This is a genomic window from Thermasporomyces composti, from assembly GCF_003386795.1.
Lineage (GTDB): Bacteria > Actinomycetota > Actinomycetes > Propionibacteriales > Actinopolymorphaceae > Thermasporomyces > Thermasporomyces composti.
In genome coordinates, this window is the sequence record NZ_QTUC01000001.1 from 2,740,693 (window position 1) to 2,757,006 (window position 16,314).

The 16,314-nt window shown below is 70.8% G+C and carries 15 protein-coding genes; all 15 read left to right on the forward strand.

The window, feature by feature from the left end; genetic code table 11:
* The first annotated feature begins 11 nt into the window (after positions 1-11).
* The 15 genes from DFJ64_RS11890 (at position 12) to DFJ64_RS11960 (ending at position 16,314) form a co-directional block, all read left to right on the forward strand.
* Positions 12-1,478, forward strand: a complete 1,467-nt coding sequence (locus tag DFJ64_RS11890; RefSeq protein ID WP_115850512.1) for an ABC transporter substrate-binding protein — start codon at positions 12-14, stop codon at positions 1,476-1,478.
* Positions 1,478-2,443, forward strand: coding sequence for a carbohydrate ABC transporter permease (locus tag DFJ64_RS11895; RefSeq protein WP_115850513.1), 966 nt, complete (start codon positions 1,478-1,480; stop codon positions 2,441-2,443). Before DFJ64_RS11890 ends, DFJ64_RS11895 begins: the two co-directional genes overlap by 1 nt.
* 3 nt (positions 2,444-2,446) lie before the next feature.
* Positions 2,447-3,274, forward strand: coding sequence for a carbohydrate ABC transporter permease (locus DFJ64_RS11900; RefSeq protein WP_115850514.1), 828 nt, complete (start codon positions 2,447-2,449; stop codon positions 3,272-3,274).
* Positions 3,274-4,404: an ABC transporter ATP-binding protein gene (locus DFJ64_RS11905; protein ID WP_115850515.1), complete on the forward strand. Its 1,131-nt coding sequence runs from the start codon at positions 3,274-3,276 to the stop codon at positions 4,402-4,404. Before DFJ64_RS11900 ends, DFJ64_RS11905 begins: the two co-directional genes overlap by 1 nt.
* Positions 4,401-5,198, forward strand: coding sequence for a DeoR/GlpR family DNA-binding transcription regulator (locus tag DFJ64_RS11910; protein WP_115850516.1), 798 nt, complete (start codon positions 4,401-4,403; stop codon positions 5,196-5,198). Before DFJ64_RS11905 ends, DFJ64_RS11910 begins: the two co-directional genes overlap by 4 nt.
* A complete protein-coding gene (locus DFJ64_RS11915) occupies positions 5,195-5,857 on the forward strand; it encodes an HAD family hydrolase (RefSeq protein ID WP_115850517.1) in 663 nt (220 codons plus the stop codon). Before DFJ64_RS11910 ends, DFJ64_RS11915 begins: the two co-directional genes overlap by 4 nt.
* Before the next feature lie 11 nt (positions 5,858-5,868).
* The gene (locus DFJ64_RS11920) at positions 5,869-7,629 is read left to right on the forward strand and encodes a dihydroxyacetone kinase family protein (protein ID WP_115852027.1); all 1,761 of its coding nucleotides are present in this window, start codon (positions 5,869-5,871) and stop codon (positions 7,627-7,629) included.
* 2 nt (positions 7,630-7,631) lie between these two features.
* Entirely contained in the window at positions 7,632-8,096 is a 465-nt protein-coding gene (locus DFJ64_RS11925; protein WP_115852028.1) for a ribose-5-phosphate isomerase, read from the forward strand.
* 61 nt (positions 8,097-8,157) lie between these two features.
* The gene (locus DFJ64_RS11930) at positions 8,158-9,228 is read left to right on the forward strand and encodes an ABC transporter ATP-binding protein (RefSeq protein ID WP_115850518.1); all 1,071 of its coding nucleotides are present in this window, start codon (positions 8,158-8,160) and stop codon (positions 9,226-9,228) included.
* On the forward strand, positions 9,225-10,265 hold the full coding sequence (locus DFJ64_RS11935) for a 2-hydroxyacid dehydrogenase (RefSeq protein ID WP_115850519.1): 1,041 nt from the start codon (positions 9,225-9,227) through the stop codon (positions 10,263-10,265). The genes DFJ64_RS11930 and DFJ64_RS11935 overlap by 4 nt, the downstream gene beginning before the upstream one ends.
* Positions 10,266-10,267: 2 nt before the next feature.
* Positions 10,268-11,713 carry an FGGY-family carbohydrate kinase gene (locus DFJ64_RS11940; RefSeq protein WP_115850520.1) on the forward strand — a complete coding sequence of 482 codons (1,446 nt, stop codon included), beginning with the start codon at positions 10,268-10,270 and terminating at the stop codon, positions 11,711-11,713.
* Positions 11,710-12,474, forward strand: a complete 765-nt coding sequence (locus tag DFJ64_RS11945; protein ID WP_211310588.1) for a class II aldolase/adducin family protein — start codon at positions 11,710-11,712, stop codon at positions 12,472-12,474. Before DFJ64_RS11940 ends, DFJ64_RS11945 begins: the two co-directional genes overlap by 4 nt.
* A complete protein-coding gene (locus DFJ64_RS11950; RefSeq protein WP_115850522.1) occupies positions 12,468-13,118 on the forward strand; it encodes a class II aldolase/adducin family protein in 651 nt (216 codons plus the stop codon). Before DFJ64_RS11945 ends, DFJ64_RS11950 begins: the two co-directional genes overlap by 7 nt.
* A complete protein-coding gene (locus DFJ64_RS11955) occupies positions 13,115-14,809 on the forward strand; it encodes a glycerol-3-phosphate dehydrogenase/oxidase (RefSeq protein ID WP_115850523.1) in 1,695 nt (564 codons plus the stop codon). The genes DFJ64_RS11950 and DFJ64_RS11955 overlap by 4 nt, the downstream gene beginning before the upstream one ends.
* Positions 14,806-16,314, forward strand: a complete 1,509-nt coding sequence (locus tag DFJ64_RS11960) for a xylulokinase (protein WP_115850524.1) — start codon at positions 14,806-14,808, stop codon at positions 16,312-16,314. The genes DFJ64_RS11955 and DFJ64_RS11960 overlap by 4 nt, the downstream gene beginning before the upstream one ends.

The window sequence follows — 16,314 nt, forward strand, 5'->3', positions numbered from 1 at the left end:
CCAGGATCGAGATGCACGACACGCGTTTCCACGGAAGCGGCGCCCCCGGCGCGCCAGGTGCGGGGAGCTCCTTCAGCCGCCGTCACGTCTTGCGGGCCATGGGCCTCGGTGCCGCCCTGGCCGCCGGAGCCCCGGTCCTCCAGGCCTGCGGTTTCGGCGGGACGGGCCAGAGCCAGGACTCCGAGGCGAACGAGGTGACCGGGAGCTTCGACTGGAAGAAGCACGACGGCAAGACCGTCCGGCTGCTCATGAACAAGCACCCGTACACCGACGCGCTCAAGGCCAACCTCGGCGCGTTCACGGAGAAGACCGGGATCAAGGTCGAGATCGACGAGTTCCCGGAGTCCAACTACTTCGACAAGGTCACCCTCGAGCTGCGCTCCAAGCAGGGCAACTACGACGTCTTCATGCTCGGCGCCTACATGGTCTGGCAGTACGGCCCGCCGGGCTACCTCGAGGATCTCAACCCCTGGATCCAGAACTCCTCCGCCACCCACGCGGAGTTCGACCCCGACGACTTCTTCCCCAACCTGCTGACCGCGGGTCAGTGGAGCTTCAAGAACGGTGACCCCCTCGGCGGAGACAAGCAGTGGATGCTGCCGTGGGGCTTCGAGACCAACACCATCTGCTACCGCAAGGACGTCTTCGACACGCTCAAGGTCCAGCCGGCGGAGACGTTCGACGAACTCATCGAGCTCGCCACCATGCTGAAGAAGGAGGCGCCGGCCGCGGGCTTCGACGGGATGTACGGCATCTCCGTGCGCGGCTCGAAGGAGTGGGCCACCATCCACCCGGGCTTCATGACGATGTACTCGCGGCTCGGCCTGAAGGACTTCGAGGTCGAGGGTGACCGGCTGGTCCCGAGGATGAACACGCCCGAGGCGGTCGAGTTCACCGAGAAGTGGGCGAAGATGGTCCGCGACGCCGGGCCGGCCGGGTGGACCTCCTACACCTGGTACCAGGCCTCCAGCGACCTGGGCGCCGGCAAGGCGGCGATGCTGTTCGACGCCGACATCGCGGCCTACTTCCAGAACGTCGACACGCCGGCCGCCGGCAAGCTCGCCTGGCACCCCGGCCCGAAGGGCCCGGACGGCTCGCTCGCCACGAACATGTGGATCTGGTCGCTCGGGATGAACTCCGCCTCGAAGAACAAGGAGGCGGCCTGGTGGTTCCTGCAGTGGGCGACCTCCAAGGAACACCTGCAGTACGCCGCGACCCAGCAGCAGCACATCGACGCGGTCCGGCAGTCGGTGGCGTCGTCGGCGGAGTACAAGGACCGGCTGTCGCAGGCCACCAACTTCATCGAGACCTTCGAGGAGGTCATCGACCACACCAAGATCCAGTTCACACCGCAGCGCAACTTCTTCGACGCGACCACCTCCTGGGCGGCGGCGCTGCAGCAGATCTACGGTGGCGCTGACGCCAAGACCACGCTCGACAAGCTCGCCTCGGACCTTGAGGAGAGGGTGAACGCCTAATGACGGCGACCGAAGCGCCCGGCCGACGCCGCGCCGGCGGCGTGGTCACCGACGCGCCGCCGCGAGTGGACACCGCGCCCGCTGTGTCCCGGCGTCGCCGGGCGCTGCGGCCCTACCTGCTCGCGGTGCCCGCGGTGCTGCTGTGCGTGGGCATCCTGTACCCGTTCTTCCTCGCGGTGGCGTACACGTTCTTCAACTTCTCCGACGCCAACCCGCAGCCCAGCTTCGTCGGCCTGAGGAACTACGTCGAGATCTTCACCAGCGGCTCGTTCTGGAACTCCGTCCGGGTCACGGTGCTCTTCGCCGCGGTGGCCACGACGGTCGAGACCGTGCTGGGGGTCGGGGTCGCGCTCCTGCTCAACCGGAGCTCGCTGATCGGCCGCATCTTCGAGCGAGTGCTCATCGTGCCGCTCATGGTGGCGCCGATCATCGCCGCGATCATGTGGAAGCTCCTCCTGCTGCCCGAGGTGGGCTGGGTCCGTCCCGTCTTGGAGGCCGTCGGCGTGACCGGCTACCGCGGCACCGACTCGCCGGTGTGGGCGTTCTTCTGGTCTGTCGTGGTCGACGCGTGGATCTACACGCCGTTCGTCGCCATCCTCGCGTTGGCGGGCTTGCGGTCGCTGCCGGCGTCGCCGTTCGAGGCGGCGGCGGTCGACGGCGCCGGCTGGTGGTTGACGTTCCGCCGGCTCACCCTGCCGATGCTGTGGCCGTACGTGCTGGTCGCGGTGATCTTCCGGCTGATGGACTGCCTGAAGGTCTTCGACATCATCTACGGCCTGACCACCGGCGGCCCCGGCGACGCCACCACGACGCTGCAGATCAACGCGTACCTGGAGGCGATCAGCTACGCCCGGTACAGCAGGGGCGTCACCTTCATGTTCATCCTGTGGATCGCCGTGTACCTGATCTCGATGGTCTTGGTGCGCTACCTCAACAGGATTCAGTCTCGGGCCGCGGGGGTGTGACCGATGCGCAGGATGGTGACCTCCACGCTCGCCAATCTGGCGCTGCTGCTGTACTTCGCGTTCTCGCTCGTCCCGGTCGCGTTCATCGTCGCGCTCAGCCTGAAGACCAACGCCGAGCAGACCTCGACGTACCTGTTCTTCACGCCGACGCTGGAGAACTACGCACGGGTGCTCGGTCTCGAAGGCGGCGGGTCGTCCTACGTGCGGTTCTTCCTGGCCAGCCTGGTCACCTCGGTCGGCGCCGTGCTGGTCTCGCTGGTGATCGGAATCCCGGCGGCGTACGCGGCCGCCCGCTACCAGTTCAAAGGCAGCGAGAACCTCATGTTCACGCTGCTCAGCTTCCGCTTCGCGCCTGAGCTGATCGTCATCATCCCGCTCAGCGTGATCTACCAGCAGCTTGGCCTCTACGACACGTTCGTCGGGATGATCTGGGTGCTCCAGCTGGTCACCATGCCGCTCGTGGTGTGGATCCTGCGGTCGTTCTTCCGGGAGATCCCGGCCGAGCTGGAGCAGGCGGCGTTGCTGGACGGCTACTCCCGTCGCCAGGCGTTCCTGAAGCAGGTGCTGCCGCTGGTGCGGCCCGGCATCGCGGCGGTGTGCCTGCTCGCCTTCATCTTCGCCTGGAACAACTTCATCTTCCCGTTCACACTCACCTCCAGTAACGCGCAGACGGTGACCGTGAGCTCGTTGGCGTTCCTGGGCGGGAACCAGGTGCGCTTCAACCTCGTCGCCGCCGGCGCGGTGATGGCGGCGCTGCCTCCGCTCATCCTCGCGCTCGCCATCCAGCGATACCTGGTTCGTGGCCTGTCGTTCGGGGCGGTGAAGGGCTGATGGCGACGATCGAGCTCGAAGGTCTCACGAAGCGGTTCGGCAAGGTCACCGCGCTCACCGACGTGTCGTTCACGGTGAACGACGGTGAGTTCTTCTGCCTGCTCGGGCCGTCTGGCGCCGGGAAGACCACGACCCTCAAGTGCGTCGCCGGCCTGGTCGAGCCGGACGGCGGGACGGTGCGCATCGACGGGGTGGACGTCGCCGACGTGGAGCCGACGCATCGCCACCTCGCGATGTGCTTCGAGAGCTACGCGCTCTACCCGCAGTACAACGTCTTCGACAACATGGCCTCGCCGTTGCGGTCCCCGCGCATGCGGCTGCCGGAGGCGGAGGTCAGGCAGCGGGTCAGCCGGGTCGCCGAGCTGCTCGGCATCGACCAGCTCCTGGATCGCTCGATCACCCAGCTCTCCAACGGCCAGCGGCAGCGGGTCGCGCTGGGGCGGGTGTTGGTCCGCCCGGCCCACGCCTACCTGCTGGACGAGCCGCTCGCCCACCTGGACGCCAAGCTGCGCTCCACCATGCGCGCGGAGCTCAAGGCGATCAGCCGAGGCGACGGAACGGCCGACGCCGGCCGGACCACGACCATCTACGTCACCCACGACTACGTTGAGGCGCTGTCCCTCGCCGACCGCATCGGCGTGATCCGCCATGGCCGTATCCTTCAGGTCGGCACGCCCACCGAGGTGTGGGCCAAGCCGGTGAACGCGTTCGTTGCGCTGGCGTTCGGCAAGCCGCGGATGAACATTCTCCAGGGCACGCTGGTGGCCCGCGACGACGGCGTACGCTTCGTCAGCCGGGACGGTGCCGTCGAGGTGCCGACGCCGGCGGTGGACGCTCAGCCGGGGGAGGCGGTCCAGTTGGGGATCCGGCCCCGGGACGTGACGCTGCACCTCGGTGCGGGGGACCCGCCACCAGGCCGCGTGCGGCTGGACGGCGTGGTCTACGTCCTGGAGCACCTCGGTCGGCAGACGGAGGTGACCGTCCAGATCGGGGAGAACCTCGTGTCGCTGGTCGCGTCACGGAGCGTGGCGCGGTCTCTGCGGCAGGACGACAAGGTGGGCATCCTCGTCGATCCCACGACGACGCACGTCTTCCTCGCGGGGGATGAAGGGAAGCGAGTTTCACGGTGACCGAGCAGCACAACGGCCGGGGCGGCCGCGTACGTTCGCCAGAGGAACGTCAGCGGCAGATCACCGACGTGGTGGCAGAACGCGGCAGCATCTCCGCGCAGGAGCTGGCCGCCATGTTCGGGGTCAGCGTCATGACCGTCCATCGCGACTTGGACGAGCTGGAGCGTCAGGGGGTCGTCCGCAAGTTCCGCGGTGGCGTCACCGCGCAGCCGTCGGGGGTCTTCGAGTCCAATGTGGCCTACCGGCAGAAGGCGATGCGGGAGCAGAAGCGCGCCATCGCCCGCCAGGCGGTTCGCCACGTCGAACCCGGCACGTCGATCATGCTCGACGACGCCACCACAACGGCGCAGATGATTCCGTTCCTCGCCGAGCTGACGCCGCTGCGGGTGGCCACGAACTACCTGGAGGCGATGCGTCAGCTCAGCCAGATCAAGGGCATCGGCCTCATGGCGCTCGGCGGTGACTACGACCCGCTGCACGACTCGTTCCTCGGCACGACGTGCCTGGAGTGCATCGACGCGTTACGGGTGGACGCGGTGTTCGTCTCCACCTCCGCGCTCTCCGGGAAGTACGCCTACCACCAGGAGGACCGCATCGTCGCCGTCAAGCGCAAGATGCTCGAGGTCGCGGCCAAGCGTTACCTGCTCATGGACCACAGCAAGCTCGGCAAGGTGGCATTGCACAAGCTCGTCCCGCTCTCGGCGTTCGACCTGGTGATCGTGGACGCGGGCGCGCCCGCGGAGGTCCTCGCGGACCTGGAGCGGAACAACGTCGCGTACGAGGTGGCCTCATGACCTGCGTCAAAGGCGTGATCCTCGACCTCGACGGCGTGATCGTCGACAGCGAGCACCTGTGGGAGCGCAGCTGGATCGACTGCTGCGAGAGTCGAGGCGGCACCTGGACCCACGAGGACACCACCACCTGCCAGGGGATGAGCGCGCCGGAGTGGGCTCGCTACCTCGCCGAGAAGGTCGGCACGCCCGACGAGGCGGAGGCCATCCAGGCCGAGTGCGTCGACTACGTCGTCGAGGCCATCCACGCCGGGCAAGCCCCGCTGCTCGACCGCGCCGACGACCTCGTCCTCAAGGTGAGCGCCCAGGTTCCGCTGGGTCTGGCGTCGTCAGCCGCCCGCCGCGTCATCGACGCGGTGCTCGAGCAGCACGGCATCGCCGACCGGTTCACCGCGACGGTGTCGAGTGAGGAGGTCCCGCGCGGGAAGCCGAACCCCGACGTCTACGCCGAGGCCGCGCGCCGGATCGGGATCACCCCCGACACCGGGATCGCGGTCGAGGACTCCAGCAACGGAATCCGCGCCGCGCACGCCGCTGGGCTGACCGTGGTCGCGATTCCCAACCAGCAGTACCCACCCAAGCCGGAGGCACTCGCCCTCGCGACGTACGTCGCCAGCGACCATGGCGACGCGCTCGACTACCTGCTGTCCCGACTGCGTTGACGGAGGCCGCCGTGACTCGCCTGTACAACGATCCCGCGAGGTTCAAGGACGACATGGTGGAGGGCTTCCTCGCCGCGTACTCCAGGTATGTGGAGCGGGTTCCCGACACCTCCGGGGTGATGCGCGCGGGAGGACCCAGGCCGGGCAAGGTGAGCGTGATCGTCGGTGGTGGCTCGGGCCACTACCCGGCCTTCTGCGGTCTGGTCGGGCCGGGCCTCGCCGACGGCGCGGTCATCGGCGACATCTTCACCTCCCCGTCCACCCAACAGGCCTACCGGGTGGGAAAGGCGCTCGACGGAGGCGCCGGCGTGCTGTTCAGCTACGGCAACTACGCCGGCGACGTGATGAACTTCGGGCTGGCCGAGCAGCGGCTGCGCGATGAGGGCATCGACTGCCGCACCGTGCTCGTCACCGACGACATCGCCTCGGCTCCTTCGGACAAGCCGGAGAAGCGCCGGGGCATCGCGGGCGACTTCGTGGTCTTCAAGGTCGCGGGCGCGGCGGCCGAGCGAGGGGACTCCATCGACGAGGTGGAGCGGCTGGCGCGCAAGGCGAACGACCTGACCCGCACCATCGGCGTCGCGTTCGCTGGCTGCACGTTCCCGGGCAAGGACGAGCCGCTGTTCCGGGTCGACCCGACGAAGATGGAGCTCGGCCTGGGCATCCACGGCGAGCCGGGGGTGCGGACCACCGACCGGCTGAGCGCGGCGGAGCTGGCCGGGGAGCTGGTGTCCGCGCTGTTGGCGGAGCGACCGGACGGTGCCGACGGCCGCGCCGCGGTGATCCTCAACGGGCTCGGCGCCACCAAGTACGAGGAGCTGTTCGTCCTCTGGAAGGACGTCGTGCCGCGGCTGCGTGAGGCAGGCGTCGAGCTGATCCTGCCCGAGGTGGGCGAGCTGGTCACCAGCCTCGACATGGCCGGCTGCTCGCTCACGATCTGCTGGCTCGACGACGAGCTCACCCCGCTGTGGGAGGCTCCCGCCGACACGCCGGCGTTCCGTCGTGGCTCGGTGTCGTCCGCGTTCTCGACGGGCGCTGGGGCGTCGACAGGATCGGCGACGTCGACGGCCGCGGTGCGGGCCGCGCGTGAGCGCCAGGCTGAGCGTCGCGTGGAGGAGGCGAGCCCGCAGTCGCGCGAGGTCGCCGCGACGGTCCGGCGCGCGCTCGACCGCATGCTCGAGGTGATCCGCGAGAACGAGGCCAGGCTCGGTGAGATCGACGCCATCGCCGGTGACGGCGACCACGGACGAGGCATGGTGCGCGGGCTGACCGCGGCGTGCGGGGCGGCGAACAACTCCACGTTGGGTGCCGGGCAGACGCTGCGGGCCGCCGGCGAGGCCTGGGCCGACAGCGGCGGCGGCTCGTCCGGCGTGCTGTGGGGCGCGCTGCTCCAGGCGATCGGCCGCGTGATCGGCGACCAGGAGGTCCCGGACGCCCGCACCGTGGTGGCGGCGCTGCGCGAGGCCACGGACGCCGTCACCCGGCTGGGTGGCGCCAACGTCGGCGACAAGACCCTCCTCGACGCGCTCGTCCCGTTCGTCACGACTCTCGACGAGCGCGTCGCCGCTGGTGAGGCTTTGGGTGCCGCCTGGCGACGCGCCGCCGAGGAGGCCACCGCGGCCGCGGAGCGCACCCGTGAGCTCGTGCCGAAGGTGGGGCGGGCCCGCCCGCTCGCGGACAAGAGCGTGGGCAACCCGGACCCGGGAGCGGTGTCGCTGGCGCTCTGCCTGACCGCCGTGGGTGAGGTGCTGAGCGGAGGTGAGCAGGCATGACGATCACGTGGCGGGTGGCTGTCGGGTCCGACGAGGCCGGTTACGAGTACAAGGAGGCGATCCGGCAGGACCTCGAGAAGGATCCGCGCGTGGAGCTGGTCCGCGACTTCGGCGTCAAGGCCGGCGAGGTCGTGGCGTACCCCGAGGTGGGTCTGGCGGTGGCGGAGGCGGTCGCCCGTGGCGAGGTGGACCGCGGGGTGCTCGTGTGCGGCACCGGGATCGGCATGGCGATCAGCGCCAACAAGGTCCCCGGCGTCCGAGCCACCACGATCCAGGACAGCTACTCGTGCGAGCGGTCGGTGCTGTCGAACAACTGCCAGATCATCACGTTCGGGCAGCGGGTGATCGGGCTGGAGCTGGCCCGACGACTGGTCCACGAGTGGCTCGGGTACGTCTTCGACCCCTCCTCGCCGTCGCAGGCGAAGGTCGGCGTGATCACCGCCTACGAGCAGAGGAGAGGCACATGACCCCGCCGACGTTTCTCGAGGCTCGCGCAGCCGTCGAGGTGTCCCTGCCGGAGGTGGCCGGATGAGCGACCTCACGCTCCAGAACGTGCGGAAGGTCTACCGCACGAAGGGACGGCCGGAGGTGGAGGCGGTCCGCGGCATGACCCTGACCGTGCGCAGCGGCGAGCTGGTGGGTCTGCTCGGGCCCTCCGGCTGCGGCAAGTCCACCACGCTGCGGATGATCGCCGGCCTGGAGGACGTCACGAGCGGTGACATCCTCGTCGGCGGCAGGTCGGTGGTGGGGTTGCCGCCCCAGCGGCGCAACATCGGTGTCGCGTTCGAGAACTACGCGCTCTACCCGCCGCTCACGGTCCGGGAGAACATCGCCTTCGGGCTCGAGGCTCGGGGGGTCCGGGACCGGGACGCCAAGGTCGCCGCGGTCGCCGAGCGGATCGGGCTCACCGACATCCTCGACGCCATGCCGGCGGGACTGTCCTCGGGGCAGAAGCAGCGCGTGGCGCTGGCGCGGGCCGTCGTTCGGGAGCCCGACGTCCTGTTGCTCGACGAGCCGCTGTCCCACCTGGACGCGGCCGAGCGGGACACGACCCGTCGAGAGCTACGCCACCTGCAGCAGGAGCTGAACTACACCACGATCCTCGTCACCCACGACCAAGAGGAGGCGCTCAGCCTCGCCGACCGGGTCGTGGTGATGAACGACGGCGTGGTGCAGCAGGTGGGCACCCCGGACGAGGTGTACGACGACCCGGCGAACCTGTTCGTCGCCCAGTTCGTCGGTGAGCCGGCCATGAACCTCGTCGACGGTGTCGCCGACGGCGGCAAGGTTCGCTTGTCAGCCGAGGTGGTCGTGCCGGTCCCGGTCGAGCGGGCGAAGGGAGAGGTCGTGCTCGGCGTCCGCCCCGAGGACGTCCTCATCACCGAGCCGGAGAAGGCGGACGTCACCGGTGTTCTCGTCGTCTACGAGGACCTGCTGGAGTACGGCCTGGCCACGATCGCGCTGCCGGGCGTCGAGCAGCGCGTCGTCGCTCAGACTCCGCCGGGGATGTCGCTCCACCCGGGCGACGAGACGCCGCTGGCGTTGCAGCGAGAGCGCACGTACGTGTTCGACAAGCGCACAGGGGAGCGTGTTCGATGACCGAGCCACGGACGATCCTCGTCGCCGGCGACGAGTTCGTGCTGCCGGAGTCCTTGCGAGGCGCCCTCGTCGAGGAGGTGGGCTCCGGCCACGAGGTGCGCGAGCTGGCGTTGCCGTGGCCGTCGACCCCGTTCGGCCCCGTGGCGGAGGTGGACGAGGCGTCCGGGACCGAGGAAGAGGTCATCGCCGCGCTCGACGGGGTGGAGATCGCGGTGACGCACCTGGCGCCGTTCACCGCGAAGGTGTTCGCCAACGCCCCCACGCTGCGTCTGGTCGTGGTGTCCCGAGGCGGGCCGGTCAACGTGAACCTGGACGCGGCGACCGAGCGCGGTGTCGCCGTCTGCTACGCGCCCGGGCGGAACGCCAACGCGGTCGCGGAGTTCACCATCGGCCTCACCATCGCGACCTGCCGCAACCTGGTGGCCGGGCACAGCGGTCTCGCCACGGGCTCCTGGCCGGGCCACTTCTACCAGTACGCCCACGCGGGCTTCGAGATCGCGGGCTCCACCGTCGGACTCGTCGGGTACGGCGCCGTCGGCCGTCTCGTGGGTCGGCTGTTCACGGCGTTCGGTGCGCGCGTGCTGGCCTACGACCCCTACGTCGCCGACATGGAGCCGGGCGTCACGAAGGTCGAGGACCTGAGCGAGCTGTTGGCGGCCTCCGACATCGTCAGCCTGCACCAGCGCGTCACGCCGGAGACGCGCGGTCAGATCGGCGCGGCCGAGATCGCGCGCATGCGGCGGGGCGCGGTGCTCATCAACACCGCCCGCGGCGCGGTGCTCGACTACGACGCGCTCTGCGACGCGCTGGACAGCGGCCACCTCGCCGCGGCCGGTCTGGACGTCTACGCCACCGAGCCGCTTCCGCCCGACTCGCGTCTGCTGCGCACCCGGAATGTCGTCCTGGCGCCCCACATCGCGGGATGCAGCCGCGAGGTGGCGGAGCGGGCGGCGCGCATCTGCGCCGCCGAGGTCGGCCGGTGGCTGCGCGGGGAACCGTTGCGCAACTGCGCCAATCCTGTGGTGCTGGAGGGGTAGCCATGTACCTCGGGATCGACATCGGCACCTCGGTGACCAAGGCCGCCGTCTTCGACGCCGACGGGCGGCTGCGGGCGGTCGAGGCGCGTCGGACTCGGCTCGACAGCCCTACGGACGGCTGGTTCGAGCAGGATCCGGACGAGGTGCTGGAGTCGGTCGCCGCCGTCGTCCGCGCTGTGGTGACCACGGTCGGCACTCCGCCGACCGTGGTGGGGCTCACCGGCCAGGGAGACGGGGTGTGGCTGGTCGACGCCGACGGCCGCCCGGTGCGTCCGGCGATCTCCTGGATGGACGGCCGCGCCGTCGCCATCCTGCGGCGCTGGGTGGCCGACGAGGTGGTGGAGAAGGTGTTCCGCACCACCGGCAACACCATGTTCCCCGGCTCGGCTGCCCCGATCCTCGCGTGGCTGGCCCAGCACGAGCCTGACACCTTGGCCCGTGCCGCCACCGCCGGCTACTGCAAGGACGTCGTCATGCAGCGGCTCACCGGGGTTCGGGCCACGGACTCCTCCGACGCGTCGCTGCCGTTCCTGAACCCGCACAGCCGTCGCTACGACGACGACGTGCTCGCCTGGACGGGCCTGTCGGCGTGGGCGCACCTGCTCGCGCCGATCGTGACCCCGCGCCCGACCGGGACGCTCACCGCCGAGGCGGCCGACCTGCTCGGCCTGCCGGCCGGCACACCGGTCGCCGCCGGGCCCTTCGACCTGCCGGCCTGCGCCCTGGGGTCGGGCGTCGGGCGACCTGGCGAGGGGCACGTCATCATCGGGACCACGCTGGCCTGCCAGGTCCTCGTCGACCGCGTGGACACCTCCGGCGAGGTGGCGGGGATGACCCTGGCCACGGCGACCCAGGGCAGGTGGCTCCGGGCGATGCCGGCCATGGTCGGCACGGCCGCGATCGACTGGGTGCTCGACCTGGTCGGGGAGTCGCACGAGGCGCTGGAGGGGCTGCTCGCCCAGGCGCCGCGCGGCGCTCGTGGGGTCACGTGCCTGCCGTACTTCTCCCCGGCCGGGGAGCGGGCGCCGTTCCTGGAGCCGGCCGCCCGAGCCAGCTTCGACGGGCTCACCGTGCAGACGACCAAGGCCGACGTGGTGCGCGCCGCCTGCGAGGCGGTGGCGTTCGCCGCCCGACACTGCTTCGAGGCGGCGGGCCTGTCCGGTGAGGTGGCGGCGTGCGGGGGAGGCACCCGCAGCGCGACGTGGCTGCAGATCTTCGCCGATGTGCTCGGCCGACCGGTGCGGATCGCGCCGCAGCCGGAGACGGGAGCCCGGGGCGCGGTGCTCGCCGCGCTCGACGCGCTCGGTCACCAGGTCGACCTGGCCACCTGGACGGCCCCCGACGGGGTGGTGGAGCCGGGACCAGACGCGACGTACTACGCCGAGGCCTACGCCGGCTTTCGCGCCCGCGTGGACGCCGCGCGCGAGCGATGGAAGGGAGACGAGTGAGCGATCCGATCGACGAGCTGGTCGCGTTGTCACGCACGCTCGGCGAGCCGCACCGAGACCTCGTCGTGCTCGCGGAGGGCAACACCTCCGTGCGGGTCGACGAGGGTCGGATGGTGGTGAAGACGAGCGGATCGCGGCTCGGTAGCGCGAGTCGCGACGACTTCGTCGAGGTGGAGACCAAGCCACTGCTCGAGCTGATCGACTCCGCCGAGACCGACGACAGCCTGGTCGACGCGGCGATGCGCGCCGCGCGGGGCGGGCAGGAGCGACCGCGGCCCTCGATGGAGGCGCTCGTCCACGCGGTGTGCCTGCGTCAACCAGGCGTTGACGTCGTGGCCCACACCCATCCGGTCGCGGTGAACGCGATCCTCTGCTCCGACCAAGCCGAGCGGCTGGTCGACGGCGCGTTGTTCCCCGACCAGGTCGTGGTGATGGGCCGGCACGCGGTGCTCGTTCCGTACGCCGATCCCGGTCTCGCGCTCGCGCGCGCGGTGAACGCCGAGCTCGAGCGGTTCGTCGCCGAGCACGGCCGGCCGCCGAAGGTGGTCTACCTCGCCAATCACGGGATCTTCGTCCTCGCCGGCAGCACCGCGGAGGCGTTGGCGGTCACTGAGATGACGGTGAAGACGGCGCGGGTGCTCTCCGGGGTGCTCGCCGTCGGGCGTCCCCGGTACTTGACCGAGGCCCAGGCCGACCGGATCGACACCAGGCCGGACGAGGCGCTGCGGCGGCGCCGACTGGCGGAGGGGTCGCCATGCTGATCGAGGAGGCGCGCGTCGAGGTCGTCGAGTACGCGCGGCGGCTGGTCCCCGATCGCCTCGTGGTGGGCACGGCCGGCAACATCAGCGTGCGGGCGGGGGACCTCCTCGCGGTGACCCCCAGCGGCTTGGACTACGACAAGCTCACGCCTGAGCTGGTGTGCGTGTGCGACCTGGCCGGCAAGCAGGTGGACGGCCCGCTCAAGCCGACCAGCGAGATGCCGATGCACCTCGCGGTGTACCACCACACCGAGCACACCGCGGTCGTCCACACGCACTCGACGGCCGCCACCGTGGTGTCCACGCTGGTCGACGAGCTCCCGCCCGTCCACTACGTCATGGCGTTCTTCGGCGGGCCGGTCCGGGTGTCGCCGTACGCCACGTTCGGCACCCAGCAGCTCGCCGAGAACATGCTGAAAGCCCTGGAGGGGCGCACCGGCTGCATCCTCGGCAACCACGGCACGGTCACCGTGGCCGACAGTCTGGCCAAGGCGTACACGCTGAGCCAGACCCTGGAGTGGCTGTGCGAGGTGTGGCTGCGCGCGAAGAGCGTCGGCGAGCCACGGCTGCTGCCGCCCGAGGAGATCGCGAACGTCGCCGCGAGGGTCGTCGGATACGGTCAACAACCGCCGGAGGAGACCTCATGAAGTCGACGCTGAACCGCGACCAGCGTGCCGATGCGTTGCGACGCATGGCGCACGACACCTTCGACGTCGTCGTCATCGGAGGTGGGGTCACCGGCGTCGGCACCGCGCTGGACGCGGTCTCCCGTGGCCTGTCGGTGGCGCTGCTGGAGGCGGACGACCTGGCCAGCGGAACGTCGTCGCGCTCCGGGAAGGTGTTCCACGGCGGGCTGCGGTACCTGGAGCAGCTCAACTTCAAGCTGGTCAAGGAAGCGCTCACCGAGCGCGACCTGATGGTGGACCGGCTCTGCCCGCACCTCGTGTCGCCGGAGAAGTTCCTGTTCCCGTTCACCCGGCGGTGGGAGCGTCCTTACGTCGGGGCCGGCGTCCTGCTTTACGACCTGCTCCGGCTCACCGGCACGCGCAGTGTGAAGGGGCACCGGCACCTCACCCGGGCCGGTGTGCTGCGGGAGGCGCCGGCGCTCAAGCCCAACGTCACCGGCGGTGTGCAGTACTACGACGTCCGCGTCGACGACGCCCGCCACACCATGACGGTCGCCAGGACCGCGGCGGCGCTGGGCGCCCAGATCGCCACCCGGGCTCGGGTGGTCGACGTGCTGCGGGAGGGCGACCGGGTCACCGGTGTACGGGCCCGAGACGAGGAGAGCGGTGAGGAGGTCACCGTCCGGGGACGCACGGTCGTCAACGCCACCGGCGTCTGGGCCGCGGAGGTGCAGGACCTGGCGGGACAGCGCTCCATCGACGTCACCGCCGCCAAGGGCATCCACTTGGTCGTGCCGGGCGACCGCATCGACTCCAAGACCGGGCTCATCGTCAAGACGCACGACAGCGTGTTCATCATCCGGCGGTGGTTCGACTACTGGCTCATGGGCACCACGGACACGGAGTGGGACCACGAGCGGGACGACCCCGCCGCCACCAAGGCCGACGTTGACTACCTGCTCACCCAGGCGAACCGCCTGTTGCGCACACCGCTCGCGCATTCCGACGTGGTCGGGGTGTACGCGGGGCTGCGGCCACTGGTGAGTGGGAAGGGGAGCGCCGGGACGACCGCGGCGCTGTCCCGGGACCACGCGGTGGTGGAGGGACCTCGCGGGATGTTCACCGTCGTCGGCGGCAAGTACACCACCTACCGGATCATGGCGCGGGACGCGGTGAACGCCGCCGCCACCCGGCTGGGGCGCGAGGTGCCGCCGTCACGGACCGAGCGGCTGCCGATCCATGGCGCGGTCGGCTACGAGGCGATGTACCACCAGCGTCGGGCGTTGGCCGCCGAGTCCGGTCTCGACGAGCGGTGGATCGTCCACCTGCTCGGCCGCTACGGCACCGCGACGACCGACCTGCTGGACCTCATCGCCGACCAACCATCGCTGGGGCAGCCGGTGCCAGGGGCGCCCGGCTACCTGGCCGCCGAGCTCCACTACGCGGCGAGCCACGAGGGAGCGCTCCACCTGGAGGACGTGCTGGTCCGCCGTACCCGGATCTTCATGGAGACGCCCGACCACGGTCTGGAGGCGGCGCCGTTCGCGGCGACGGTGGTCGGTGAGGTGCTCGGGTGGGATGAGCTTCGGCGCAAGGAGGAGGTCGAGCGCTACCGCGTGGAGCGGGAGGCCGACCGACGGGCGACCGAGGCGCTCACCGACGCCGAGGCGGTGCGGGTCCGCCACGCAGTCCGCGCCGGGGAGGGCGAGTGAGCCGACCGGTCGTCGTCGGGGTCGACGTCGGCACCACCTCGGTGAAGGCGGTGGTGGTCGACGACACCTGGCACGTGCGTGGCCAGGCCGGCGAGGAGTACCCGACCCGGTACGTCGGCGCTACCGGCGCGGAGCAGGACCCGGACGACTGGTGGCGCGCCACCGCCTCGTGCGTGTCCGCGGCGTTGTCAGACGCGGGCGTCGCGTCGAGTGACGTGGCGGCGGTCGGTGTCTCCAGCCAGGCGCCGACCGTGGTGCTCCTGGACTCCGACGGCAGGCCCCTCGGGCCGGCGCTGGTCTGGCTGGACCGGCGCGGCCAGTCCGAGTGTGCGCGTCGCGCCGGTGACACCGACCGGATCGTCGAGCTGACCGGCAACCGTCCCGACTCCTACTACGCCGCGCCGAAGCTGGCCTGGTTGCTGCGGGAGAATCCCGGGCTCGCCACCCGGGCCGCCGCCATGGTGATGGCGAACGGCTACGTCGTGCACCGGCTCACCGGCGTGGTGTCGGCGGACACCACCCACACCGGGCTCTCCCTGCTCAACGACTTGGACGCCGGTGACTGGTCGACGGAGCTGGCCGAGCTCTGGGGCGTTCCCCGGCGCTGGCTGCCGCCGGTGTGGGAGCCGACCGCTGTGGTGGGGACGGTGCGTCCGGAGGCGGCGAGCGTGACCGGGCTCGCGGCCGGGACCCCGGTGATCGCCGGGCTGGTCGACGGCGCGGCCGCCAGCGTCGAGGCCGGGGTGGTCGCGCACGGCGACGTGTGCGAGATGACCGGCCAGTCGACGGTGGTCAACGCCGCGGTGGAGGTGGCCGCGGCGCGGGCCTCGACCGGGGCGCTCAGCGTCATGCCGTACCCGATCCCAGGGCACCACCTGGTCTTCGGCGCGATGGTCGCCACGGGCGGCATCCTGCGGTGGTTCCGCGACGAGCTCACCGAGGACTCGACAGGTGACACGTACGCGGCCCTCGACGCGCTCGCCGGCACCGCGCCGCTCGGCAGTGGAGGGCTGGTCATGCTGCCGTACTTCCTCGGTGAGCGCTCCCCGATCTGGGACAGTGACGCTCGCGGCGCCTTCGTCGGGCTCTCGCTGTCCACGAGCCGAGCGGACTTGGTGCGCGCGATCCTCGAGGGCACCGCCTACGGGCTGGCCCACAACCTCGACGAGATGGCGGCGCTCAACCTGCGTCCCAGCACGCTCCGCGTCGTGGGCGGCGGGTCTCGGGGACGCACCTGGAACCAGATCAAGGCCGACGTGACCGGCGTGCCCGTGGAGGTGCCGGCCGAGTCGCTGGGGGCTCCGGTGGGGACCGCGCTCGTCGCCGCGGCCGGCGTCGGGCTCCTCACCGACCTGGTGGAGGTGGCCCGTGCCCGGTACGCCGTCGGCGAGCGCTACGAGCCGGATCCCGCGCGGCACACGGCCTATCGCCGTCGCTACCAGATCTACCGCGAGCTCTACCCGAGCCTGGCCAAGGTGCACCAAATGCTCGCCGAGCTGCGGTGA